23 protein-coding genes and 5 tRNA genes are annotated in these 22,918 nt (G+C 56.3%); 8 read left to right on the top strand and 20 right to left on the bottom strand.

Features of this window, described 5'->3' with window-relative positions; all coding sequences use genetic code 11:
• The first annotated feature begins 143 nt into the window (after positions 1 to 143).
• Positions 144 to 1,799 (top strand): 2-isopropylmalate synthase, encoded by a 1,656-nt coding sequence (leuA, locus tag PUZ33_RS06230; RefSeq protein ID WP_058680916.1) that lies wholly within the window; start codon positions 144 to 146, stop codon positions 1,797 to 1,799.
• On the opposite strand, the gene PUZ33_RS06225 is transcribed toward leuA, so the two are convergent.
• The 19 genes from PUZ33_RS06225 to mltB form a co-directional block, all read right to left on the bottom strand.
• Positions 1,777 to 2,550, bottom strand: coding sequence for an AraC family transcriptional regulator (locus tag PUZ33_RS06225; RefSeq protein WP_013098431.1), 774 nt, complete (start codon positions 2,548 to 2,550; stop codon positions 1,777 to 1,779). The two genes, leuA and PUZ33_RS06225, sit on opposite strands and share 23 nt — an antisense overlap.
• A 53-nt stretch (positions 2,551 to 2,603) precedes the next feature.
• Positions 2,604 to 3,119: an S-ribosylhomocysteine lyase gene (luxS, locus tag PUZ33_RS06220; RefSeq protein WP_274205306.1), complete on the bottom strand. Its 516-nt coding sequence runs from the start codon at positions 3,117 to 3,119 to the stop codon at positions 2,604 to 2,606.
• Positions 3,120 to 3,272: 153 nt separating this feature from the next.
• The gene (gene gshA, locus PUZ33_RS06215) at positions 3,273 to 4,817 is read right to left on the bottom strand and encodes a glutamate--cysteine ligase (protein WP_040023809.1); all 1,545 of its coding nucleotides are present in this window, start codon (positions 4,815 to 4,817) and stop codon (positions 3,273 to 3,275) included.
• An 83-nt stretch (positions 4,818 to 4,900) separates the two neighbouring features.
• On the bottom strand, positions 4,901 to 5,329 hold the full coding sequence (locus PUZ33_RS06210) for a YqaA family protein (protein ID WP_014833021.1): 429 nt from the start codon (positions 5,327 to 5,329) through the stop codon (positions 4,901 to 4,903).
• The gene (gene yqaB / locus PUZ33_RS06205) at positions 5,326 to 5,892 is read right to left on the bottom strand and encodes a fructose-1-phosphate/6-phosphogluconate phosphatase (protein ID WP_023620637.1); all 567 of its coding nucleotides are present in this window, start codon (positions 5,890 to 5,892) and stop codon (positions 5,326 to 5,328) included. The genes PUZ33_RS06210 and yqaB overlap by 4 nt, the downstream gene beginning before the upstream one ends.
• A gap of 117 nt (positions 5,893 to 6,009) precedes the next feature.
• A tRNA-Arg gene (locus PUZ33_RS06200) sits at positions 6,010 to 6,086 on the bottom strand.
• Between the two features lie 65 nt (positions 6,087 to 6,151).
• Positions 6,152 to 6,228: transfer RNA gene (locus PUZ33_RS06195), tRNA-Arg, on the bottom strand.
• A gap of 29 nt (positions 6,229 to 6,257) precedes the next feature.
• A tRNA-Arg gene (locus tag PUZ33_RS06190) sits at positions 6,258 to 6,334 on the bottom strand.
• A gap of 64 nt (positions 6,335 to 6,398) precedes the next feature.
• Positions 6,399 to 6,475 (bottom strand) — tRNA-Arg (locus PUZ33_RS06185).
• Positions 6,476 to 6,479: 4 nt separating this feature from the next.
• A tRNA-Ser gene (locus tag PUZ33_RS06180) sits at positions 6,480 to 6,572 on the bottom strand.
• A 343-nt stretch (positions 6,573 to 6,915) separates the two neighbouring features.
• The gene (gene csrA / locus PUZ33_RS06175; protein WP_000906486.1) at positions 6,916 to 7,101 is read right to left on the bottom strand and encodes a carbon storage regulator CsrA; all 186 of its coding nucleotides are present in this window, start codon (positions 7,099 to 7,101) and stop codon (positions 6,916 to 6,918) included.
• Positions 7,102 to 7,341: 240 nt separating this feature from the next.
• Positions 7,342 to 9,969, bottom strand: coding sequence for an alanine--tRNA ligase (gene alaS, locus PUZ33_RS06170; RefSeq protein WP_029883887.1), 2,628 nt, complete (start codon positions 9,967 to 9,969; stop codon positions 7,342 to 7,344).
• A gap of 131 nt (positions 9,970 to 10,100) precedes the next feature.
• Positions 10,101 to 10,601 (bottom strand): recombination regulator RecX, encoded by a 501-nt coding sequence (gene recX, locus PUZ33_RS06165; protein ID WP_020689258.1) that lies wholly within the window; start codon positions 10,599 to 10,601, stop codon positions 10,101 to 10,103.
• 68 nt (positions 10,602 to 10,669) lie between these two features.
• Entirely contained in the window at positions 10,670 to 11,728 is a 1,059-nt protein-coding gene (gene recA / locus PUZ33_RS06160; RefSeq protein ID WP_013098438.1) for a recombinase RecA, read from the bottom strand.
• A gap of 89 nt (positions 11,729 to 11,817) precedes the next feature.
• Entirely contained in the window at positions 11,818 to 12,315 is a 498-nt protein-coding gene (gene pncC / locus PUZ33_RS06155; RefSeq protein ID WP_013098439.1) for a nicotinamide-nucleotide amidase, read from the bottom strand.
• A gap of 130 nt (positions 12,316 to 12,445) precedes the next feature.
• On the bottom strand, positions 12,446 to 13,324 hold the full coding sequence (locus PUZ33_RS06150; RefSeq protein ID WP_058680918.1) for a metal ABC transporter substrate-binding protein: 879 nt from the start codon (positions 13,322 to 13,324) through the stop codon (positions 12,446 to 12,448).
• A 14-nt stretch (positions 13,325 to 13,338) separates the two neighbouring features.
• Positions 13,339 to 14,199, bottom strand: coding sequence for a metal ABC transporter permease (locus PUZ33_RS06145; RefSeq protein ID WP_013098441.1), 861 nt, complete (start codon positions 14,197 to 14,199; stop codon positions 13,339 to 13,341).
• Positions 14,196 to 14,849, bottom strand: a complete 654-nt coding sequence (locus PUZ33_RS06140) for a metal ABC transporter ATP-binding protein (RefSeq protein WP_013098442.1) — start codon at positions 14,847 to 14,849, stop codon at positions 14,196 to 14,198. The genes PUZ33_RS06145 and PUZ33_RS06140 overlap by 4 nt, the downstream gene beginning before the upstream one ends.
• 242 nt (positions 14,850 to 15,091) lie before the next feature.
• Positions 15,092 to 16,192 carry a lytic murein transglycosylase B gene (gene mltB / locus PUZ33_RS06135; protein WP_252107666.1) on the bottom strand — a complete coding sequence of 367 codons (1,101 nt, stop codon included), beginning with the start codon at positions 16,190 to 16,192 and terminating at the stop codon, positions 15,092 to 15,094.
• Between the two features lie 274 nt (positions 16,193 to 16,466).
• Here mltB and srlA point away from each other — a divergent pair, with 274 nt between their 5' ends.
• The 7 genes from srlA to gutQ all read left to right on the top strand — a co-directional run bounded on the left by srlA (position 16,467) and on the right by gutQ (position 21,377).
• Complete coding sequence (gene srlA / locus PUZ33_RS06130) at positions 16,467 to 17,030, top strand: PTS glucitol/sorbitol transporter subunit IIC (protein WP_013098444.1); 564 nt, start codon at positions 16,467 to 16,469, stop codon at positions 17,028 to 17,030.
• Entirely contained in the window at positions 17,027 to 17,986 is a 960-nt protein-coding gene (gene srlE, locus PUZ33_RS06125) for a PTS glucitol/sorbitol transporter subunit IIB (RefSeq protein WP_020689263.1), read from the top strand. The genes srlA and srlE overlap by 4 nt, the downstream gene beginning before the upstream one ends.
• Before the next feature lie 12 nt (positions 17,987 to 17,998).
• Entirely contained in the window at positions 17,999 to 18,361 is a 363-nt protein-coding gene (srlB, locus tag PUZ33_RS06120) for a PTS glucitol/sorbitol transporter subunit IIA (RefSeq protein ID WP_013098446.1), read from the top strand.
• A gap of 14 nt (positions 18,362 to 18,375) precedes the next feature.
• Entirely contained in the window at positions 18,376 to 19,155 is a 780-nt protein-coding gene (gene srlD / locus PUZ33_RS06115; protein ID WP_013098447.1) for a sorbitol-6-phosphate dehydrogenase, read from the top strand.
• Between the two features lie 67 nt (positions 19,156 to 19,222).
• Positions 19,223 to 19,582 (top strand): transcriptional regulator GutM, encoded by a 360-nt coding sequence (gene gutM, locus PUZ33_RS06110; RefSeq protein ID WP_013098448.1) that lies wholly within the window; start codon positions 19,223 to 19,225, stop codon positions 19,580 to 19,582.
• A 63-nt stretch (positions 19,583 to 19,645) separates the two neighbouring features.
• Positions 19,646 to 20,419: a glucitol operon DNA-binding transcriptional repressor SrlR gene (gene srlR, locus PUZ33_RS06105; RefSeq protein ID WP_013098449.1), complete on the top strand. Its 774-nt coding sequence runs from the start codon at positions 19,646 to 19,648 to the stop codon at positions 20,417 to 20,419.
• Complete coding sequence (gene gutQ / locus PUZ33_RS06100; protein ID WP_058650467.1) at positions 20,412 to 21,377, top strand: arabinose-5-phosphate isomerase GutQ; 966 nt, start codon at positions 20,412 to 20,414, stop codon at positions 21,375 to 21,377. The genes srlR and gutQ overlap by 8 nt, the downstream gene beginning before the upstream one ends.
• Here gutQ and norR read toward each other — a convergent pair.
• On the bottom strand, positions 21,374 to 22,888 hold the full coding sequence (gene norR, locus PUZ33_RS06095; protein ID WP_058680920.1) for a nitric oxide reductase transcriptional regulator NorR: 1,515 nt from the start codon (positions 22,886 to 22,888) through the stop codon (positions 21,374 to 21,376). The genes gutQ and norR overlap by 4 nt on opposite strands.
• Positions 22,889 to 22,918 lie beyond the last annotated feature (30 nt).

Below are 22,918 nucleotides of genomic sequence, written 5' to 3'. Positions count from 1 at the left end.
GCGCTACGCTTACCGGGCCTACGATATGTGCACATCCGGCAAAACCCGCGCTGTTGTCCAAAACGCGACAGCAATTGTCACATCCGATAAAGCAGCGCTCCTGAAATCGATTCACGATAGTGAAAAGACAACAGGAGCGCATCATGCTGAACACACCCGCCGACAAGTACCAGCCTTATCCCGTTATTTCTCTTCCCGACCGTCGCTGGCCTGAGCAACGCATCACCCATGCCCCGCGCTGGCTCTCAACCGATTTACGCGATGGCAACCAGGCCCTGGCCGAACCCATGGACAGCACGCGCAAGCTGCAGTTCTGGGATCTGCTGTTAAGCTGCGGGTTTAAAGAGATTGAAGTTGCCTTTCCTTCTGCCTCGCAGACGGATTTCAACTTTGTTCGCCAGTTGATTGAAGAGAATCGCATCCCGGATGACGTCACAATTCAGGTATTAACCCAGGCACGGGAAGACCTGATCGTCCGCACCTTTGAATCGTTACGTGGCGCGAAACAGGCCACCGTCCATCTGTATAACGCCACCGCCCCGCTGTTTCGCCGCCTGGTGTTCGGCCTGGAGAAAGCGCAAATCGTTGAGCTGGCAACACGCTCCACGCGGCTTATCCGCACGCTGTGCGAAGAGAACCCGGAGACCCGCTGGCAGTACGAATACTCCCCGGAGACCTTCTGCTTTACCGAGCCGGAGTTTGCGCTGGAGATTTGTGAAGCGGTGGCGGAGATCTGGCAGCCCTGCGCCGAACGGCCCATGGTGATCAACTTACCGGCCACCGTGGAGGTCAGCACGCCAAACGTGTATGCCGATCAGATCGAGTATTTCTGCCGCCACTTTAGCCGTCGCACCGATGTTTGCATCAGCGTTCACCCGCATAATGACCGCGGCACCGGCGTGGCCAGCGCGGAGCTGGCGGTGATGGCGGGTGCGGACCGGGTGGAAGGCTGTCTGTTTGGCAACGGCGAACGCACGGGTAACGTCTGCCTGGTAACGCTGGCGATGAATCTCTACAGCCAGGGGATCAGCCCGAATCTCAACTTTAGCGATATGAACCGGGTGGTAGAAGTGGTGGAAGCCTGCAACCAGCTTCCGGTACACCCGCGCCATCCGTGGGCGGGACGGCTGGCCTATACCGCCTTCTCGGGCTCGCATCAGGACGCCATCAAAAAAGGCTTTGATGCCCGCAAACCGGGCGAGCGCTGGGAGATGCCGTACCTGCCCGTCGATCCGCAGGATATCGGCTGCACGTATGAAGCGGTGATCAGGGTTAACAGCCAGTCCGGGAAAAGCGGCAGCGCCTGGCTCATCGAGCAGAATCATGGTCTGAAGTTGCCCCGCGCGTTGCAGCAGGATTTTAGCCAGCATGTGCAGCAGGAGACCGATCGCCATGGTAAAGAGATGACGCAGCACGCCCTGTGGCAGCTGTTTCGCAGCCGCTACGGGCTGGTCGCAGACCCACACTTTGCCCTGCAATCTTATCGCAGCGACAGTCAGCAGGACGGTCAGTTACGTTTGACGGCAAGCGTCGTGACGCAGGGCGCAACGCGCCAGCTTGAAGGCCAGGGCAACGGGCTGTTATCCGCGGCAGCCAGTGGGTTAAGCCGCTGGCTCAACACCCCGTTTGTGATTAAAGACTACCACGAACATACGCTGGGGGAGCGCAGCGACAGCCGCTCGGTGGCTTACATCCGCTGCCTGTTCCAGGACGGCAGCAGCCGCTGGGGAGTGGGCATTGACAGTGACGTGGCGCGCGCCTCGCTCCAGGCGCTGTTTAATGCGGTGAGCTGTCTTTGAAGTAATCGCTGGGTGATGTCCCCATCACCCGGCGAAACATCGCGGTAAAGGCGCTGTGGCTACCGTAGCCCAGATCCAGAGCCACGCGTAACACGGGCTGCCCCTGAGCCAGCCGTTGCAACGCCTCCAGCAGGCGCGCCCTTCTCAACCACTCTGCGTAGCGTAAACCGGTCTGCTGTTGAAAATGACGGTTCAGTGTGCGCTCGCTCATGCCTGCGCAGCTCGCCGCCTCAGTACTGCTCCAGCTTTCACCGGGTGCCTGGCGGATCCGCTGGCAAAGCTGGCGTAACGGCTCGCTTTCCGGCTCCGGCAGATGAAACGGCAGCACTGGCATCAAACGGATCTCATCCAGAATCAGCTCATACACCCGCTCGTCGCGGCTCCCCGGCGAGTAAGACTCATCAAGCAGCAGGGAAGCGAGGATCAGTTCGCGTAACAGCGACGAGATCTGCACGATCTGGCAGGTTGCAGGGAGATCGGCCCGCGCCAGCGGATCGATAAACAGCGTACGCGCCGCCACGTTGCCGGTGATGCGAAGCGAGTGTTGCGTTCCTGCTGGCAGCCAGACGCCACGGCCCGGCGGAACAACCCAACAGCCCGATGCGGTATCCACTCTTACCACCCCGCTCAGGGTGTGCAGCAGCTGGGCACAATCGTGCTGGTGCCACGGCTCGCTGTCACCATGAACGTAATCATGGGCAAACGGAACGAGGGGACGATGGGTAAAGGAGAAGGTAGACGTTGTGGTCATGGGTTAAACAACCCTCACCCTACCCTCTCCCGGTGGGAGAGGGAAAAGGTGCACTAGATGTGCAGTTCCTGCAGTTTTTCTTTTGGCAGGGCCAGCTCTTCGTTGCTGTTGACGCGAACATCACGCTCGATGATGTGACGCGCGATCTCCCGGGCTTCTTCCAGAGAGTGCATCTGGTATGTGCCGCACTGGTAGACGTTCAGCTCGGGGATCTGGTTCTGCTCTTTTACCTTCAGCACGTCCTGCATGGCCGCTTTCCAGGCATCAGCAACACGCTTCTCTTCAGGCTGGCCGATCAGGCTCATGTAAAAACCGGTACGGCAGCCCATCGGAGAGATATCGATAATCTCCACGCCGTTACCGTTCAGGTGGTCACGCATAAAACCAGCAAACAGGTGTTCCAGGGTATGAATGCCCTTTTCCGGCATCACTTCTTTATTCGGCACGCAGAAGCGCAGATCGAAAACGGTGATCGTGTCGCCGTGCGGGGTGTTCATGGTCTTCGCCACGCGGACTGCAGGTGCTTCCATACGGGTATGGTCGACAGTAAAGCTATCTAATAACGGCATACGTCACCTCCGATAGTGATTTTTTTTAAAATAAACTGAACTCTTCTACAGAATGCACGTCTGAGTATATGAAAGACGCGCATTTGTTATCATCATCCCTGAATTCAGAGATGTATATTTTGGCCACAGCGATGTGGCCTTTTTCTTTTCTGCTTAAGCCTGCTTCGCCAGAAACGCCTCAAACGACTCCGTATCCGCCGCTTCGACCTCTTTCTGACGTACGACAGACGCATCGCGCTCCGCCGCAAAATCCGCTTCGCTCAGGATCTCTAATGGCTCCTGCATCAGCATTTCACGGTACTCCGCGGAGAGGGCACGCCCTGTTCCGCCGATGCCCTGATCAATCATAGAACGCAGAATACGCGCCGAGAATGTCAGCTCCGGGTTATCAAAGCATTCCACCAGCTGGTCGCAGACCTGTTGATACGCTTCGCCACCGTAAAGGCTGTCCATTGTCTGGGCAACGCGCTTCAGGTCGCGGAACAGATCTTTACCCACTTTAGGCAGCGGGAACTGCGCCGTTTCACAGCCGATACCCAGCGTCAGGCCCGGTTTGCGTCCTTCCAGGATCACGCGGTTCCAGTTAGTGCGGGTACAGAGCAGTTCGTCTGAACTCATTTCCGGCGCATCGGCCAGCACACACCAGACCATAAACAGATCCAGGAAGCGAACCTGCTGCTCATCAACACCGACCGGTGAGAACGGGTTGATATCGAGTGAGCGCACTTCAATGTATTCGATCCCGCCGCGCTGCAGCGCATCCGACGGGGTTTCACCGCTGCGCGTCACGCGCTTCGGACGAATCGGTGCGTACAGTTCGTTTTCAATCTGCAGCACATTGCTGTTGATTTGCAGACGTTTGCCGTCTTTTTCGAGGCCGATTTTCTCGTACTCTTCCGACGGGGTTTTGATCGCCCGCTTCAATCCTGCCACATATTCGTGCAATTCGTTAAACGTAATACCGAGATTGCTTTGCGATTTATTGGTATAGCCAAGGTCGCTCAGACGCAGCGAGGTGGCATACGGCAGGTAGTACATTCCGCACGCGGTCTTCTCGAACGGTAGCGTCGTCGGTTTCCCCTGCAGGAACGAGGAGCATATAGCCGGAGACGCACCAAACAGGTAAGGAATAACCCAGCCAAAACGATAATAGTTGCGGATCAGGCGGAAATAACCCGCGGAGATCGCGTCCTTATCCGTTTCACCGCATTTCGCCTGCCAGAAAGCCATCGGCAAAGAGAAGTTGTAATGTACGCCTGAGATCGTCTGCATCAACGCGCCGTAGCGGTTTTTCAGCCCCTCGCGATACAGCGTTTTCAGTCGACCGATATTCGACGTGCCGTATTGCGCCAGTTCAATCTCCTGCCCCTGCTCGATATAGCAGGGCATGCTGAGCGGCCACATACGCTCATCGCCCATATTTCGGGCGGTGTAGCGATGGATGTCGCGCAATATCGTCAGCATATGATCAATATCACCGTCCACCGGAGTGATAAATTCCAGCAGTGCTTCAGCGAAATCGGTAGTGATCCATTTATGTGTCAGCGCCGAGCCTAACGCCTTCGGGTGACCCGTCGTCGCTAAGCTACCATCCGCGTTTACGCGCAGCGTTTCACGCTCAAGGCCACGCTGAATACCCTTCAGTGCCTGAGGGTGGTTTTCCAGCCAGGCCAGCGCCTGTGATACGTCCGGGATCAAATTGACCTCCCGCCTGTCAAAGTAATGTTACTCAGCATAATTGTAATGGTTGACGATTGAAGGTCGCGTATTCATTCCACCAATTAGTGCCACCACGTCATACCCTGTAGTGTTGCCCACGCCACAAGAACATAGCGCAACGCCTTGCCAAGGCACAAAAAAAAGAGCACCGGCCCCCAGGAGATGCGCATCCATCCCGCCAGCAGACACAGTAAATCGCCTATTACAGGCATCCAGCTTAATAACAGCGTGGCAGCGCCATAGCGTTTTAGCCAGCCGACTGCCTTTTCCTGCCAGCGCGATTTTTCACGCAGCGGAAAGAAACGCCCAAGAATAACGTTAGTCAGCCCTCCAAGGCTATTACCCATTGTTGCTATTAACACAAGCAACCAGGGCTGACTCACGCCAGACAACAGCATCGCCACCAGCACCACTTCCGAATTACCCGGTAAGAGCGTAGCACTTAAAAAACTGCTGGCGAATAATGATAAAAGTGACAGCGCGTCACTCACAGTAAGCGAACATCCACCGCATCCATTCCGGCAGCATGCGCGGCCTGAATGCCAAAGTCGGCATCTTCAAAGACAACGCATTTTGCCGCCGGCACACCCATTCGTTCTGCACAAAGCAGGAAGGTGTCCGGTGCGGGTTTGTGATTGTTAACATGGTCGGCGGCAACCACAGCAGAAAAATAGTGGCGCAGGCCAAGATGATTGAGCAGCGCTTCGGCGATGGCGCTTTCGCTGCCCGTGCCGACCGACATCGGGCGACGTCCGTGCCACTCTTTTACCACGTCAATAAGCGGCAGAGGACGCACGGTATCCAGCAGGATAGCTTTGACTGCATCGGTTTTTTCACGCGCGAGCTGGTGCGGATCGAGATCGGCCTGATTAAGTTCAATCACGGCCTGTGCGATACGCCAGGTAGGAGATCCGTTGAGGGCTATCATCGCCTGGAGATCGAAGCGCATACCGTAACGTCCAAGAACGTCCGTCCAGGCCTGGCGATGCGTGGGTTCGGTATCCAGAAGCGTGCCATCCATATCGAAGATCAAACCGTCATACTGTGCGTACATCGTGCTCTCGCTAACCGATTAACAAAGGGTTACTTTATCGTAAACGGGCGTTTTTGTCGCTGACAGAGAGTGTGATTGCTGACGGAACGTCGAAGGAATAAACAAACCAGGAGAAGATGGTGCATCCGGGAGGATTCGAACCTCCGACCGCTCGGTTCGTAGCCGAGTACTCTATCCAGCTGAGCTACGGATGCATCGGGATTTACTGCTATTGCTGCTGATACTTGGTGTCACTTCAAAAGCAACACAAAGTAATAGATGGTGCATCCGGGAGGATTCGAACCTCCGACCGCTCGGTTCGTAGCCGAGTACTCTATCCAGCTGAGCTACGGATGCATCAGGGTACTGCTTTCAGAAATAGTAAATGGTGCATCCGGGAGGATTCGAACCTCCGACCGCTCGGTTCGTAGCCGAGTACTCTATCCAGCTGAGCTACGGATGCATCGGGATTTACTACTGTACTGCTCGATGTTCATATCACTTCTAAAGCAATATGAAGTAATAGATGGTGCATCCGGGAGGATTCGAACCTCCGACCGCTCGGTTCGTAGCCGAGTACTCTATCCAGCTGAGCTACGGATGCAAAATGGCGGTGAGGCGGGGATTCGAACCCCGGATGCAGCTTTTGACCGCATACTCCCTTAGCAGGGGAGCGCCTTCAGCCTCTCGGCCACCTCACCACACAACGCCTCTTTCGAGTGCTTCGAGCCACTCGTTAAGAGCTTCTCGTCGCTGCGTGGCGCATATATTACTTTCTGGGACTTATAAGTCAAACAATTTTCCAAAAGCTTTTATCGTTTGCACAAATCACAGGCAATTCGCATGTAAAAGCCGCAAAGAGAGTGTTTTATAAGCGGATTTTGCAGGCATCCTCCCAGAAATCTATGAAGAGAAGCGTGTGGTTTGGACGAGATAAGCTGGCGAGAGTGGTTAAAAACAGAGCGATTGAAATCGAACGGTAACTTTAAGCAGGAAAAATAACAGGAGGGGTTGCGTCTCGCCCGACAGCGAGACGCGACAATATCAGTAACTGGACTGCTGGGATTTTTCAGCCTGGATACGCTGGTAGATCTCTTCACGGTGGACAGATACTTCTTTAGGAGCGTTAACACCAATACGTACCTGGTTACCCTTTACCCCTAAAACTGTCACGGTGACCTCATCCCCAATCATGAGGGTCTCACCAACTCGACGAGTCAGAATCAGCATTCTTTGCTCCTTGAAAGATTAAAAGAGTCGGGTCTCTTGTATCCCGGCATTATCCATCATATAACGCCAAAAAGTAAGCGATGACAAACACGTAAAGTGTAAGCAGTCACGGCATCACATTCTGTTAAACGTAAGTTTAGCCGATATACACAAACTCAACCTGACTTTATCGTTATCGATAGTGCAGTGAACAAGACGCCATAACGTTACCGCTATGGGTCTGTTTGTGCTTTGTAGTTATTACAGTTTCGCGCTTACCCAGCTTTCAACGCTGGCCAATGCCGCAGGAAGTGCCGCCGCATCCGTACCACCGGCTTGCGCCATGTCCGGACGACCGCCACCTTTGCCACCCACCTGCTGGGCAACCATGCCAATCAGTTCCCCTGCTTTAACGCGGTCGGTCACATCCTTAGAGACGCCCGCAATCAGAGAAACCTTACCTTCTGCTACCGTCGCCAGTACGATAACCGTCGAACCAAGCTGGTTCTTGAGATCGTCGACCATGGTACGCAGCATCTTAGGCTCTACACCTGCCAGATCGCTGACAAGCAGTTTGACGCCCTTAATGTCTACAGCTTTGCTGGAGAGGTTTGCACTCTCCTGCGCCGCAGCCTGCTCTTTCAGCTGCTGCAGCTCTTTTTCCAGCTGGCGAGTACGATCCAACGCAACACGCACTTTCTCGCCCAGATTCTGGGTATCGCCTTTCAACAGCTGCGCGATATCGTGCAACTGGTCGCTCTGCGCATGCAGGCTGGCAATCGCGCCTTCACCGGTCACCGCTTCAATACGACGCACACCTGCCGCCGTACCGGATTCAGAAACGATGCGGAACAGACCGATATCACCGGTACGCGATGCGTGTGTACCACCGCACAGCTCGGTAGAGAAGTCGCCCATGCTCAATACGCGAACACGGTCGTCATATTTCTCACCAAACAGGGCCATCGCACCTTTTTTCTTCGCCGCGTCGAGATCCATAATGTGGGTTTCGATTGGCAGGTTACGACGGATTTGCGCGTTCACCAGATCTTCCACCGCACGGATCTCAGACGGTTTCATCGCTTCAAAATGCGAGAAGTCGAAACGCAGCACTTTGTCGTTAACCAGAGAACCTTTCTGTGCAACATGCGTTCCCAGAACCTCACGCAGTGCAGCGTGCATCAGGTGCGTTGCCGAGTGGTTCAGACGGATGCGTGCGCGGCGCGCTTCGTCAACATTAGCCTGAACGCCCTCGCCCACTTTCAGGGAGCCTGAAACCAGTTTACCCAGATGACCAATCGCCTGGCCGTATTTCTGAGTGTCGTTCACACTGAAGCTGAAACCATTGCCTTTCAGTTCGCCTTTATCGCCAACCTGACCACCGGATTCCGCATAGAACGGGGTTTTATCCAGAATGACAACTGCATCCTGACCTGCACTGATACTGTCTACGGCTTTGCCGTCAACAAACAGGGCGGTCACTTTGCCAGTCAGTTCCAGCGCTTCATAACCTTTGAATTCAGACGCGCTATCCACGCGGATCATCGCGTTGTAGTCTGCGCCAAAACCGCTGGACTCACGCGCACGACGACGCTGCTCTTCCATCGCCGCTTCGAAGCCCGCTTCGTCCACTTTGATGTTGCGCTCACGGCAAACGTCCGCCGTCAGGTCAACCGGGAAGCCGTAAGTGTCGTACAGGCGGAAGGCGGTTTCGCCATCCAGCGTGTCGCCCTTAAGCTTAGCGAGTTCTTCATCCAGCAGCGCCAGACCACGCTCCAGCGTACGTGCAAACTGCTCTTCTTCAGTTTTCAGTACTTGCTCAACCTGCGCCTGCTGGCGTTTCAGCTCGTCACCTGCAGAACCCATTACGCCAATCAGTGGCCCAACGAGCTTATAGAAGAAGGTGTCCTTCGCGCCCAGCATGTTGCCGTGACGGATCGCACGACGAATGATACGACGCAGCACATAGCCACGGTTTTCATTCGACGGAATAACACCGTCAGCAATCAGGAACGCACAGGAACGGATATGGTCTGCGATTACGCGCAGTGATTTGTTGTTCAGATCGGTCGCGCCGGTCACTTCTGCAACGGCTTTGATCAGGGTACTGAACAGATCAATTTCGTAGTTGGAGTTAACGTGCTGCAGAACAGCCGCAATACGCTCCAGGCCCATACCGGTATCAACGGACGGTTTTGGCAGCGGCTCCATGGTGCCGTCGGCCTGACGGTTGAACTGCATGAAGACGATGTTCCAGATCTCAATGTAGCGATCGCCGTCTTCTTCGGGGCTGCCTGGAGGGCCACCCCAGATGTGGTCGCCGTGATCGTAGAAGATCTCGGTGCATGGACCGCAAGGGCCGGTATCACCCATCTGCCAGAAGTTGTCAGACGCGTACGGTGCGCCTTTGTTGTCACCGATGCGAATAATACGTTCGCGCGGGATACCGACTTCTTTTTCCCAGATTTCGTAGGCTTCGTCATCGGTTTCATAGACGGTAACCCACAGACGCTCTTTCGGCAGGTTGAACCAGTTTTCACCAGTCAGCAGTTCCCACGCGTATTGAATAGCATCATGTTTGAAATAGTCGCCGAAGCTGAAGTTACCCAGCATTTCGAAGAAGGTATGGTGGCGCGCGGTGTAACCGACGTTTTCCAGGTCGTTGTGTTTACCGCCCGCACGCACGCAACGCTGTGAGGTTGTGGCGCGGGAATAATTACGCTTGTCGAGACCAAGGAACACATCCTTGAACTGGTTCATCCCGGCGTTGGTAAACAGCAGAGTTGGGTCGTTGTTCGGCACCAGGGAGCTGCTGGCAACAACCTGGTGTCCCTTACTATGGAAAAAATCGAGAAACGCCTGACGGATCTCAGCGGTGCTCTTGCTCATAATTATCCTGAAATCAAGCTAACGAAATGTCGTAGCAAGCCGGTATCGGTAAACCCCTGGACAGACCTGCTACTGGAAAAAGTGGGAATAAGATAAGTTTTCTTTGGTGGGAAGTAAAATCCCGCATGCGTTCAATCGGCAAAATTACGCCAGATATCCTGAATATCTTCCATCAGAAAGCCGCGGTAGAGCAAAAAGCGCTGGATTTTGACTTTTTCTGAAAATTCACGCGGCAGCGGTTCACCGTATTTACGAATCGCCTGCTCTTTTGCCAGCGCACACCAGTCGGTGTCACAGTCGCGCATTGCTTTTTCGATGGACTCACGGGCAACGCCCTTCTGGTTCAGCTCCTGACGGATACGCGCCGGACCGTATCCCTTGCGGCCACGGCTGGCCAGGAACCGGGAAGCAAAACGGTCGTCATCCAGATAGTGATGCTCGTAGCACCAGGCAATCACCCGGTCATAATCTTCCGCGGTGGCATCAATCTCTTCCGGCCCATTTTTACTCATCACCGGGGCCGACAGTTTACGCCGCAGCTCTTGTTCACTGTGGTCACGCACGGCAAGGATCCGCACCGCGCGGTCCAGTAATCGCGCATAAGCGGGTCGACGCGTTGTGAATTCGCTCATAAAAAACCTGCTGGTTCAGAAATGCAAAAAGGGCCGCATCAGCAGCCCTTCATTTTTAAACGAAAGCCTTAAAAGTCTTCGTTAGTTTCTTCAGCATCCGCACCATCAACCACGAAATCAGGTTTAGAGTCCTGGTTGTTCAGCAGAAGCTCACGCACTTTCTTCTCGATCTCTTTCGCTGCAGCCGGGTTCTCTTTCAGCCAGGAGATCGCATTCGCTTTACCCTGACCAATTTTATCGCCGTTGTAGCTGTACCATGCGCCCGCTTTTTCGATCAGCTTCTCTTTCACGCCCAGGTCAACCAGTTCGCCGAAGAAGTTGATACCTTCACCGTAGAGGATCTGGAATTCAGCCTGTTTGAACGGCGCGGCGATCTTGTTCTTCACGACCTTCACGCGGGTTTCACTCCCCACTACGTTCTCACCCTCTTTCACCGCGCCGATACGGCGGATATCCAGACGGACAGAAGCATAGAATTTCAGCGCGTTACCACCGGTGGTGGTTTCCGGGTTACCGAACATCACGCCAATTTTCATACGGATCTGGTTGATGAAGATCAGCAGCGTGTTGGACTGCTTCAGGTTACCGGCCAGCTTACGCATTGCCTGGCTCATCATACGTGCCGCGAGGCCCATGTGAGAGTCGCCGATTTCGCCTTCGATTTCCGCTTTTGGCGTCAGCGCAGCAACGGAGTCGACCACGATAACGTCAACCGCACCGGAACGCGCCAGCGCGTCACAAATCTCCAGCGCCTGTTCACCTGTATCTGGCTGAGAACACAGCAGGTTATCGATATCCACGCCCAGCTTACGAGCATAAACAGGGTCCAGCGCGTGCTCGGCATCGATAAAGGCACAGGTTTTACCTTCGCGCTGCGCCGCGGCAATCACCTGCAGCGTCAGGGTGGTTTTACCGGAGGATTCTGGCCCGTAGATCTCTACGATACGGCCCATTGGCAGACCGCCCGCGCCCAGCGCGATATCCAGAGAAAGCGAACCGGTGGAGATCGTTTCCACATCCATGGTACGGTCTTCACCCAGGCGCATGATGGAGCCTTTACCGAATTGCTTTTCGATCTGGCCCAGTGCTGCCGCCAACGCTTTCTGTTTGTTTTCGTCGATAGCCATTATTACTCCTGTCATGCCGGGAGAAGCGACTGTGCTTCACCGTGGATTTCTGTTCTGTTGGTGCAATTATACTGTATGGTCATACAGTATCAAGTATTTTGTAGAAATTGTTGCCAGAGCGTTTTTAACGCATAAACGGTGGCCTGACGACGCACGCTTTCACGATCGCCGCTAAAGCACTCGCGACGCGTGATCCCTTCACCTTTAGAGGTGGCAAAACCAAACCAGACGGTGCCGACAGGCTTCACGTCACTGCCGCCGTCCGGGCCGGCGATACCGCTAATAGAGATGGCATAATCTGCACGCGCCGCTTTCAGCGCACCAATCGCCATCTCAATCACCACCGGTTCGCTGACCGCGCCATGCTGTTCAAGCGTGGATTCATGCACGCCAATCATTTGCGCTTTGGCTTCGTTACTGTAGGTCACAAAGCCGCGTTCAAACCAGGCGGAACTGCCTGCAATATCGGTAATGGCCTTAGCAACCCAGCCGCCGGTACAGGATTCGGCAGTTGTGATAGTCGCGCCACGTTGCTTAAGCGCCAGTCCTACGACTTCGCTAAGCTGCATCAATTCATGGTCAGTCATTCTCGCTCCGGGCATCAGAAAAACGTGCAGCACAAGATAGCACTTTCTCGTCAGATATGGAGATGAGGATCATGTTTTACGAGGGGGGTTCAGAAAAAAGCCGATGCGAATGCACCGGCTAAGAAAAAGGTTACTTCATGCTCCTGGCGAGGGTATTTACGTTATGGCGAAACGCCTTAACGTAGGTATCCGCCACGCCGCCTTTGGCCGACAGCGCCTCCGGGTAAAGTTCGCCCCCCGGCTGCGCACCGGTGGCCGTGGCAATTTGTTTAACCAGGCGCGGGTCGAGCTGGTTTTCCATAAACCAGGTTTTCACCCCGTCCGCTTTAATCTGATTGATAATCTCAGCCACCTGCGCCGCGCTGGCTTCGCTCTCTGACGACAAGCCCTGCGGCGCGATAAAGGTTACGCCATAGGCGCGGCTGAAGTAGCCGAAGGCGTCATGGCTGGTGAGGACTTTACGTTTCACCTGCGGGATCTGGCTGAACTGCGTTTTGGCCCAGCTGTCCAGTTGCATAAGCTGCGCGATATAGGGTTGACCGGTGGCCTCCAGCGCCGCCTTATCTTCAGGATCGGCTTTTATCAGACCGGCAAGGATATTTTGCGCATACAGTGCCCCGTTCGCCGCGCTGTTCCAGGCATGCGGATCGGTCACGGTTTTCCCGTCCTCTTCAAGCGTGTGGGTTTTCACCCCGGTCGAGGCCACCACCAGCTGGCCCTTAAATCCGGAGGCCTTCACCAGCCGGTCGAGCCAGCCCTCCAGCCCCAGACCGTTCACCACCACCACATCGGCCTTGCTGAGCGCCGCACTGTCTTTCGGCGACGGTTCAAAGGTATGCGGATCGCCGTCCGGCCCCACCAGCGTGGTCACATTGACCCGGTCGCCCCCTACCTCACGCGTAATGTCTCCCAGAATGGAAAAACTGGTGACCACATTGAGCGTTTTCGCCATCACGCCCTGTGACAACATCCCGAGCGCGAGCGCCATTATTAACCCTGTACGTTTCATCATTTCCCCTTGCGTTAAAAAAGCGCACGCAGGCTGCCAGCCAGGTGGCTTCGTGTGCCAAATAAAACAGAAATAAAAAACAGCGCGCTGGCGGTCAGCACGATGGACGGCCCGGCGGGTAAACTCACCGCCCAGGAGAGGCTTAACCCCAGCCATGCGCAAAAAACGCCGCTGATGCCCGCCAGGCAGAGCAACCCCGGTAGGGTGCGCACCCAGCAGCGTGCCGCCACCGCCGGCAACATCATCAGCCCGACGGCCATCAGCGTGCCGAGAACCTGAAATCCGGCCACCAGGTTAAGCACCAGCAGCGCCAGAAACAGCCCGTGCAACAGGCCGGGCAGCCAGCGGGCGTTAACCTGTAGCCAGGCGGTATCGAACGCCTCAGTCACCAGCCCACGATAGAAAACTGCCAGCGTCACCAGCGTGAAGATGCACACGCCAGCCACAAACAGCGCGGCATCGTTATCCACCGCCAGAATGGAGCCAAACAGCAGGTGCAGCAGATCGACGTTCGAACCACGTAGCGACACCAGCGTCACGCCCAGCGCCAGCGAGCCGAGATAGAACCCGGCAAAACTGGCATCCTCTTTGAGCGGCGTACGTCGACTGACCAGCCCGGCCACCAGCGCCACGGCGATCCCGGCGATAAACCCGCCGATGCTCATCGCCAGCAGTGACATACCGCTCAGCAGATAGCCCACCGCAACGCCGGGTAAAATGGCGTGTGATAGAGCATCGCCCATCAGGCTCATCCGGCGCAGTTGAAGGAAAACGCCCAGTGCCGTGGTGCTGACGGACAGCGCCAGGCACACCACCAGCGCGCGACGCATAAAGCCGTATTCGATAAAAGGCTGAAAGAAGAGATGCCAGATCATGCCACCCTCACCCGCTCGGTTTTCCAGTGCGGAATAGCCGTATCCAGCCGTAGCGTTTGCGGAAAATGACGCGATACGCGCTCGCTGTCATGCAATACCGCAAGCAGGGTCTGGCCCTGCATGTACATTTCGAGCATCAGGTCCATCAGCACGTTACAGGTAGCTTCATCGACGCCGGTAAAAGGTTCATCCAGCATCACCAGCGGCGCCTGTTGCACCAGGATCCGCGCAAACAGCATGCGCTGAAACTGGCCGCCGGAGAGCGCATCGATGGTAGATAACGCCATGGCGTCCAGTCCAACACGCTCCAGCGCGCTGGCAATGCGCGAGCGTGTTTCCCGACGAAAGCCGGAAAAGAGCGACACACGCGGCCAGCAGCCCATACTCACCACATCCTGCACCGTCAGCGGAAACTGCGCCTCCAGCGCGTGACGCTGTGCCAGCCAGCCAATCACCGGGCGTTTCTCCTGCCAGCGAAAACGGCCGCTCACCGGCGGAATAAACCCGGCGAGCGTTTTGAGCAGCGTGGATTTTCCACATCCATTGGCCCCGATAATGGCGGTCATACTTCCGCGTTCAATCACGCCCGACAAGGCGCGCGTAACGGGCATGCGGTCGTAACCCGCAACCAGTTCATCCATGACAATCATGGCAATGCCACCGCCCAGCGCACGGCCAGCCCGATAAATACGATAATCACCAGCGCCAGCAGAAACCTAACTGCCGCAGACAAAGAGAAAAGGGACGTTGACATGTTGACACCACATTAAATGTTATAACGTAACAATAATGAAAGGCGATTGAGATGTAAATGGCGCGTTTGCAAAGGGAGTGTGGCGAAATGTTTCTGCAAAATTCCCCTCTCCCGTGGGAGAGGGAGGAATAAAGCGACTTACTGACTAAACGGCGATGCCGCAGGGACGCGCGCCTGCGATACCGCCAGGCCCAGCTGCCACACGGCCATCGCATAGTGCGTGCTGTGGTTATAGCGGGTGATGGTGTAGAAGTTTGGCATACCGTACCAGTACTGATACCCGGTTCCTACATCCAGACGCAGCAGGCTCACCTGATCGACATTACCCAGCGGCTGCGTTGGCGTTAAACCTGCTGCCGTCAGCTGCGCAACGCTGTATTTGGTTTTGAAGCCGTTTTCCAGACCAAACGCTTCGCCGTTAGCCTGCACGGCAACCTGCCCACCCGGCGTCCAGCCGTGTGCCTTGAAGTAGTTCGCCACGCTGCCGATGGCATCCACCGGATCCCACAGGTTGATGTGACCATCTCCGTTAAAGTCGACGGCATACTCTTTGTAGGAAGAGGGCATAAACTGGCCGTAGCCCATCGCTCCGGCAAACGACCCTTTCAGATCGAGCGGGTCATCCTGTTCGTTACGCGCCATCAGCAGGAAGGTTTCCAGCTCGGAAGAGAAGTACTCGGCACGACGCGGATAGTTAAACGAGAGCGTGGCCAGCGCATCAAGAATGCGCATTTTGCCCATCACGCGGCCCCAGCGCGTTTCCACGCCAATAATGCCGACGATGATTTCAGGCGGCACGCCGTAGACCTGCCACGCGCGATTGAGGGCATCTTCATACTGATTCCAGAACACCACGCCATTTTGCACGTTGTCCGGGGTAATAAACTGTTTGCGATAGCGCAACCACGCACCGTTTGGCCCGGTTGGCACCTGCGCTGACGGTGCCTGCCTGTCCATCAGGCGCAGCACGTAGTCCAGACGTTTCGCCTGCGACAAGATTTCATGCAGTTGCTGTCTGTCAAAGCCGTGTTTGCTCACCATTTTATCGATGAACTGTTCGGCCGCCGGGTTATTCGCGAAGTCGCCCCCCATCTGCATCATATTGTGCTGCGGCTCCAGCAGGAATCCTCCTGAAGGCGCGCCAGCCGTCTGCACAGCGGCTTCAGTCTTGGGTTTACTACTACAGGCGGACAGCAGAATAAGCGCAGGTAACAACGCTGCATAACGACGCTTGAACATGGGACATCCATTTAACGGGTTCGATAAGAACCCAGTATGGTAAAGCATCCGCAACACCTCAAGGAAGCGGTACGCGCCTTACCCACCTAATCTTTACGCTCCTCAACGCAAATCTGCGCTTTTTTCAACCAAAGTGCGCCTCCCCCGCCCATTAACTTTCAAAATAATCCATTTTTCTTTCATTGTGAGATCTGATTAACACTTTAAAACCTTTCAAAGTGATTATTATTAGTCCCTGTAATACAAAACAAGAAAAGCCTCACAGGAGAGAAGAATGATAGAAACCATCACCCACGGCGCCGAGTGGTTCATCGGGCTATTTCAGAAAGGCGGAGAGGTCTTCACCGGCATGGTGACCGGGATCCTGCCCCTGCTGATCAGCCTGCTGGTGATCATGAACGCGCTGATTAATTTTATCGGCCAGCAACGCATTGAACGCTTCGCCCAACGCTGTGCCGGGAACCCGTTATCCCGTTACCTGCTGTTGCCCTGCATTGGAACCTTCGTTTTCTGCAACCCCATGACCTTAAGCCTCGGCCGCTTTATGCCAGAAAAATACAAGCCGAGTTATTACGCCGCCGCCTCATATAGCTGTCACTCCATGAACGGCCTGTTCCCGCATATCAACCCGGGGGAACTGTTTGTTTATCTCGGCATTGCCAGCGGCCTGACCACGCTTGGCCTGCCGCTCGGCCCACTGGCGGTGAGCTATCTGCTGGTCGGCCTGGTCACCAACTTCTTCCGTGGCTGGGTGACCGATCTCACCACCACCATTTTTGAGAAAAAAATGGGCATCCAGCTTGAGCAACGCGTTCATTTGTCAGGAGCCACAGCATGAGCCGGATCCGCATTGAGAAAGGTACGGGTGGCTGGGGCGGCCCGCTGGAGTTCGACGCCACCGAAGGCAAAAAAATCGTCTATATCACCGCAGGCACACGCCCGGCGATTGTCGACAAACTACGCGAGCTGACCGGCTGGGAAGCGGTCGACGGCTTCAAAGAAGGCGAGCCACCAGAGGCGGAAATCGGCGTGGCAGTTATCGACTGCGGTGGCACCCTGCGCTGCGGCCTCTATCCGAAGCGTCGCATTCCGACGGTGAATATTCACTCCACCGGAAAATCAGGCCCGCTGGCACAGTACATCCTCGAAGACATTTATGTCTCAGGCGTGAAGGAGGACAACATCACGCTGGTGAATGGCACTTCCGCGCCGCAAAAAGCCGCACCGCGTGATTACGACACCAGTAAGAAGATCACCGAGCAGAGCGACGGCCTGCTGGCGAAGGTCGGCATGGGAATGGGATCCGCCGTGGCGGTACTGTTCCAGTCCGGGCGCGACACCATCGACACGGTGCTAAAAACCATTCTGCCATTTATGGCCTTCGTCTCCGCGTTAATCGGCATCATCATGGCCTCCGGTCTGGGAGACTGGATCGCCCACGGCCTCGCCCCGCTTGCCAGCCACCCGCTCGGTCTGGTGACGCTGGCGCTGATCTGCTCCTTCCCGCTGCTGTCGCCGTTCCTCGGCCCGGGGGCGGTGATTGCTCAGGTCATCGGCGTCCTGATTGGCGTGCAGATTGGTCTGGGCAACATTCCTCCGCACCTGGCTCTGCCTGCGCTGTTTGCCATTAACGCTCAGGCAGCCTGCGACTTCATTCCCGTTGGCCTGTCTCTGGCCGAAGCGCGCCAGGACACCGTACGCGTGGGCGTGCCGTCTGTGCTGGTCAGTCGTTTCCTGACGGGCGCACCGACGGTTCTGATTGCCTGGTTCGTTTCCGGCTTTATTTATCAATAAGAGGTTCCTGCGATGACCGTGATTTATCAGACCACCATCACCCGCATCGGCCAGAGCGCGGCCGATGCGCTCAGCGACCAGATGCTGATCACTTTCCGCGAAGGTGCACCGGCAGATATCGAAGAGTTTTGTTTTATCCACTGCCACGGCGAGCTGCACGGCGCGTTAAAGGCAGGAAGCCAGCTGGAGCTGGGTGACACCCGCTATGCCGTCACTGCCGTGGGCGACGTGGCCGAGCAAAACCTGCGCGAGCTGGGCCACATCACCCTGCGGTTCGATGGCCAGCCGCAGGCAGAGTATCCCGGCACGGTTCACGTGGAGGGGCCGGTTCCGCAGGCTGTTACCCCAGGCTGCACATTAAAATTTGTTGCGTAATTAAGGAGAGCGTTATGAGTCAGGTTGCCGTTGTCATTGGTGGAGGACAAACCTTAGGAGAGTTTCTCTGCCGTGGGCTTGCCGCAGAAGGTTACCGCGTGGCGGTAGTGGATATTCAGAGTGAGAAAGCCGCCCGCGTGGCGGATACCATCAACACCGAGTTTGGTGAGGGGATGGCGTACGGGTTTGGTGCCGATGCCACCAGCGAGCAGAGCGTCATGGCGCTGGCTCGCGGGGTAGACGAGATTTTTGGCCGTACCGACCTGCTGGTCTACAGCGCAGGGATCGCGAAAGCGGCGTTTATCAGCGATTTCGAACTGGGGGACTTTGACCGCTCGCTGCAGGTGAATCTGGTGGGTTACTTCCTCTGCGCCCGCGAATTTTCCCGTCTGATGATCCGCGACGGCATTCAGGGGCGCATCATTCAGATCAACTCCAAATCGGGCAAAGTGGGCAGCAAGCATAACTCCGGCTACAGCGCGGCGAAATTTGGCGGCGTAGGGCTGACCCAGTCTCTGGCGCTGGATCTGGCCGAATACGGGATTACCGTTCACTCGCTGATGCTGGGCAACCTGCTGAAGTCGCCAATGTTCCAGTCGCTGCTACCTCAATACGCCACCAAGCTTGGCATCAAAGAAGACGAAGTGGAGCAGTATTACATCGACAAAGTGCCGCTGAAGCGCGGGTGCGACTATCAGGACGTGCTGAACATGCTGCTGTTTTACGCAAGCCCAAAAGCCTCGTACTGCACCGGCCAGTCGATTAACGTCACCGGTGGGCAGGTGATGTTCTGATCGAGCAGTCTGATGCCCTCACCCTCACCCTCTCCCACCGGGAGAGGGAATATAACAAGGAGCCGATATGGTAACCGCACTCATCACCGTCGCCGCCCTCGCCTGGATCTGCCAGATGGCATTCGGCGGCTGGCAGATCCATCAGTTTAACCGCGCGTTTGACGCCCTGTGCCAGAAGGGCCGCGTGGGCGTCGGGCGCTCCGGGGGGCGCTTTAAACCGCGCGTTGTGGTTGCAATTGCGCTGGATGAACAGAACCGGGTATGCGACTCCCTCATCATGCGCGGAATGACGGTGTTTGCCCGCCCGGTGAAAATTCAGGCAATTAACGGCATATCGTTGCAGGAATTACAGCCTGATGTGATCTTCCCCCACGATCCACTCTGTCAGAATGCACTATCATTAGCGCTTAAATTGAAACATGGATAATTTCGTTGTGAACGCGATAAGCTTGCGAAATTATCATTTCGCAACGTAAGGAACGAAGCGCCTATGAAACCTCGTCAGCGGCAGGCGGCCATTCTTGAGCATCTGCAAAAGCAGGGAAAATGCTCGGTAGAAGAGCTGGCCCACTACTTTGACACCACCGGCACAACTATACGCAAGGACCTGGTATTGCTCGAAAACGCAGGCGCGGTCATTCGAACCTACGGTGGGGTGATGCTCAACAAAGATGAAGCCGACCCGCCTATCGATCACAAAACGCTGATCAACACCCACCAGAAAGCGCTGATTGCCGAAGCCGCCGTGAAATTTATCCATGACGGTGACTCCATTATTCTTGATGCGGGCAGCACCGTCCTGCAGATGATCCCGCTGCTCAACCGCTTTAACAACATCACGGTGATGACCAACAGCCTGCACATCGTCAACGCCCTGGCAGAGTTCGACAGCGAACAAACCATTCTGATGCCCGGCGGTACCTTCCGTAAAAAATCGGCGTCCTTTCACGGCCAGCTGGCGGAAAACGCCTTCGAGCACTTCAGCTTTGACAAACTGTTTATGGGCACCGACGGCATCGACCTGAACGCCGGTGTTACTACGTTCAACGAGGTGTTCAGCGTCAGTAAAGCCATGTGCAACGCCGCCCGGGAGGTGATTTTGATGGCGGACTCCTCGAAGTTTGGCCGTAAAAGCCCCAACATAGTCTGTAGCCTTGAAAGCGTCGATACGCTGATTACCGACGCAGGGATCGATCCGGCGTTCAAAAAAGCGCTGGAAGAGAAAGGCATCGATGTGATCGTAACGGGAGAAAAAGATGAGTGATTTTCTGTTAAACGCAGGCCGTCAGACCCTGATGCTGGAGCTACAGGAGGCCAGCCGCCTGCCGGAACGGCTGGGCGACGATTTTGTCCGCGCCGCCAACACCATCATCCAGTGTAAAGGCAAAGTGATTGTCTCCGGGATCGGCAAGTCCGGCCACATCGGCAAAAAAATTGCCGCAACGCTGGCGAGCACCGGGACACCGGCGTTCTTCGTGCACCCGGCTGAAGCCCTGCACGGCGATCTGGGGATGATTGAAAGCCGTGACGTGATGCTGTTTATCTCCTACTCCGGCTCGGCCAAAGAGCTGGACCTCATCATCCCGCGCCTGCAGGAAAAATCGATCGCCCTGCTGGCCATGACCGGTAAATCCCGTTCGCCGCTGGCGCTGGCGGCCAAAGCGGTGCTGGATATTGCCGTGGAGCGCGAAGCCTGCCCGATGCACCTCGCCCCCACCTCCAGCACCGTCAACACCCTGATGATGGGCGACGCGCTGGCAATGGCGGTGATGCAGGCGCGCGGTTTCAATGAAGAAGATTTCGCCCGTTCACACCCTGCCGGGGCGCTCGGCGCACGGCTGCTGAATAATGTTCACCACCTGATGCGCTCTGGCGATGCCATCCCGCAGGTCAAACTCGATACCAGCGTGATGGACGCGATGCTGGAGCTGAGCCGCACCGGGCTGGGGCTGGTCGCCGTATGCGACGATACGCGCCAGGTTAAAGGCGTCTTTACCGACGGCGACCTGCGCCGCTGGCTGGTGGGCGGCGGTAAGCTGGAGGCACGCGTTTCAGAAGCGATGACCTCTGGCGGGTTAACGCTGAATGCCAACAGCCGCGCCATTGAAGCCAAAGAGGTGCTGATGAAACGTAAAATCACCGCCGCGCCGGTGGTGGATGACGCTGGCCGCCTGTGCGGCGCCATCAACCTGCAGGATTTCTACCAGGCTGGCATTATTTAACCCTTCAGTCCCAGACGCTTCGCCAGCCGGTGCAGGTTGGCGACGTCCATTTCCAGCGCCCGCGCGCACGCCGCCCAACTGCGGTTGTTCTGTTCCAGCGCGCGGGTAATCATCTGACGCTGAAATTCTTCCGTCGCTTCACGAAGATTCTCGTTCACGCTTTCAGGCGCAGCGGGCTTCACGGACGGTATATTTTCATCATGCAGGGCAAAATGGCGCGCATGAATCACGATTTCATCCCCCGAGCGCGTCGCCCGCGCCAGCACCACCGCGCGATGGATGGCGTGCTCCAGCTCGCGTACATTACCCGGCCAGCCGTAGGTCAGCAGATGGCTTCGCGCCCCCGGGCTTAATACCACGCGCGACAAGCCCATTTTGAGCCGACACTGTTCGCAGAAAAAACCCGCCAGCAGCACCACATCGTCCCCACGCTCGCGCAGCGGCGGCACGGTAAGCGGAAAAACACTCAGACGATGGAACAGATCGGCGCGGAAATTGCCGTTCAGCACCGCTTCGCGCAGGTCGCGGTTGGTTGCCGCCAGCACGCGCACGTTGACCCGTAAGCTGCGGTCGTCTCCCACGCGCTGAATATCACCGTACTGTAATACGCGCAGCAGCTTGGCCTGCAGCGACAGCGAAAGCTCGCCTATTTCATCGAGGAACAGCGTGCCGTTATCGGCCATTTCAAACTTGCCGCTGCGGTTGCTGATGGCCCCGGTAAATGCCCCTTTGACGTGACCAAACAGCTCGCTTTCCGCCACGCTTTCCGGCAGTGCGGCGCAGTTAAGGTAGACCAGCGGGTTGGCCGCACGCGGTGAAGCTTCGTGAATGGATTTCGCCACCAGCTCTTTACCGGTGCCGGTCTCACCGAAGATCAGCACGTTCAAATCGGATGCCGCGACGATCTCAATCTCTTTTTTGAGCTGCACCATGCCTGGCGAGAGGCCAATCATCTCCGTATGCGCGACCTGTTCAAACGCCGCCGGGCTGCCGGGAAGAATATTCTGGCTCTCCAGCTGTTCAATCAGCAGAGCATTGTTCAGCGCCCCGGCCGCCAGGGCCGCAATCAGGCGCAGCTCTTCGTCGCTGAAGGTATCGAACTGGTCCGGCGACATGCCGTCGAGGGTCAGCGCCCCAATCAGGTTTTGTCCGGCAAACAGCGGCAGGCCGATACAGGCGTGCACCTTCAGGCTCTCCTGTCCGGGTATAAGGCCGTCGTACGGGTCGGGCAGATCGCTGTCTGCCGGAAAACGCACTACGTCACCCGCCCGGGCGATGGTCTCCAGCCGCGGGTGGCCTTCCAGCGTAAAGCGTCGCCCGAGCACGTCCTGCGCCAGCCCGTCGATGGCCAGCGGAATAAACTGCCGTCCCTCGTAGCGCAGCAGCGCCGAAGCATCGCAGTCCAGCACGCGGCGCAGCGTGGAGATCAGCCGCTGAAAACGATCCTGATGCCCGATGCCGGTTTGCAGTTCAATGGCGATTTTCGCCAGCACGTCTACGGAAAAGCTCATGTCTGCCTCGCTGTCATTTTGACAATACAT

This window comes from Enterobacter cloacae complex sp. 2022EL-00981, from assembly GCF_028737495.1.
GTDB classification, from domain to species: domain Bacteria; phylum Pseudomonadota; class Gammaproteobacteria; order Enterobacterales; family Enterobacteriaceae; genus Enterobacter; species Enterobacter cloacae.
This window is presented reverse-complemented; position numbering and strand designations above follow the sequence as displayed.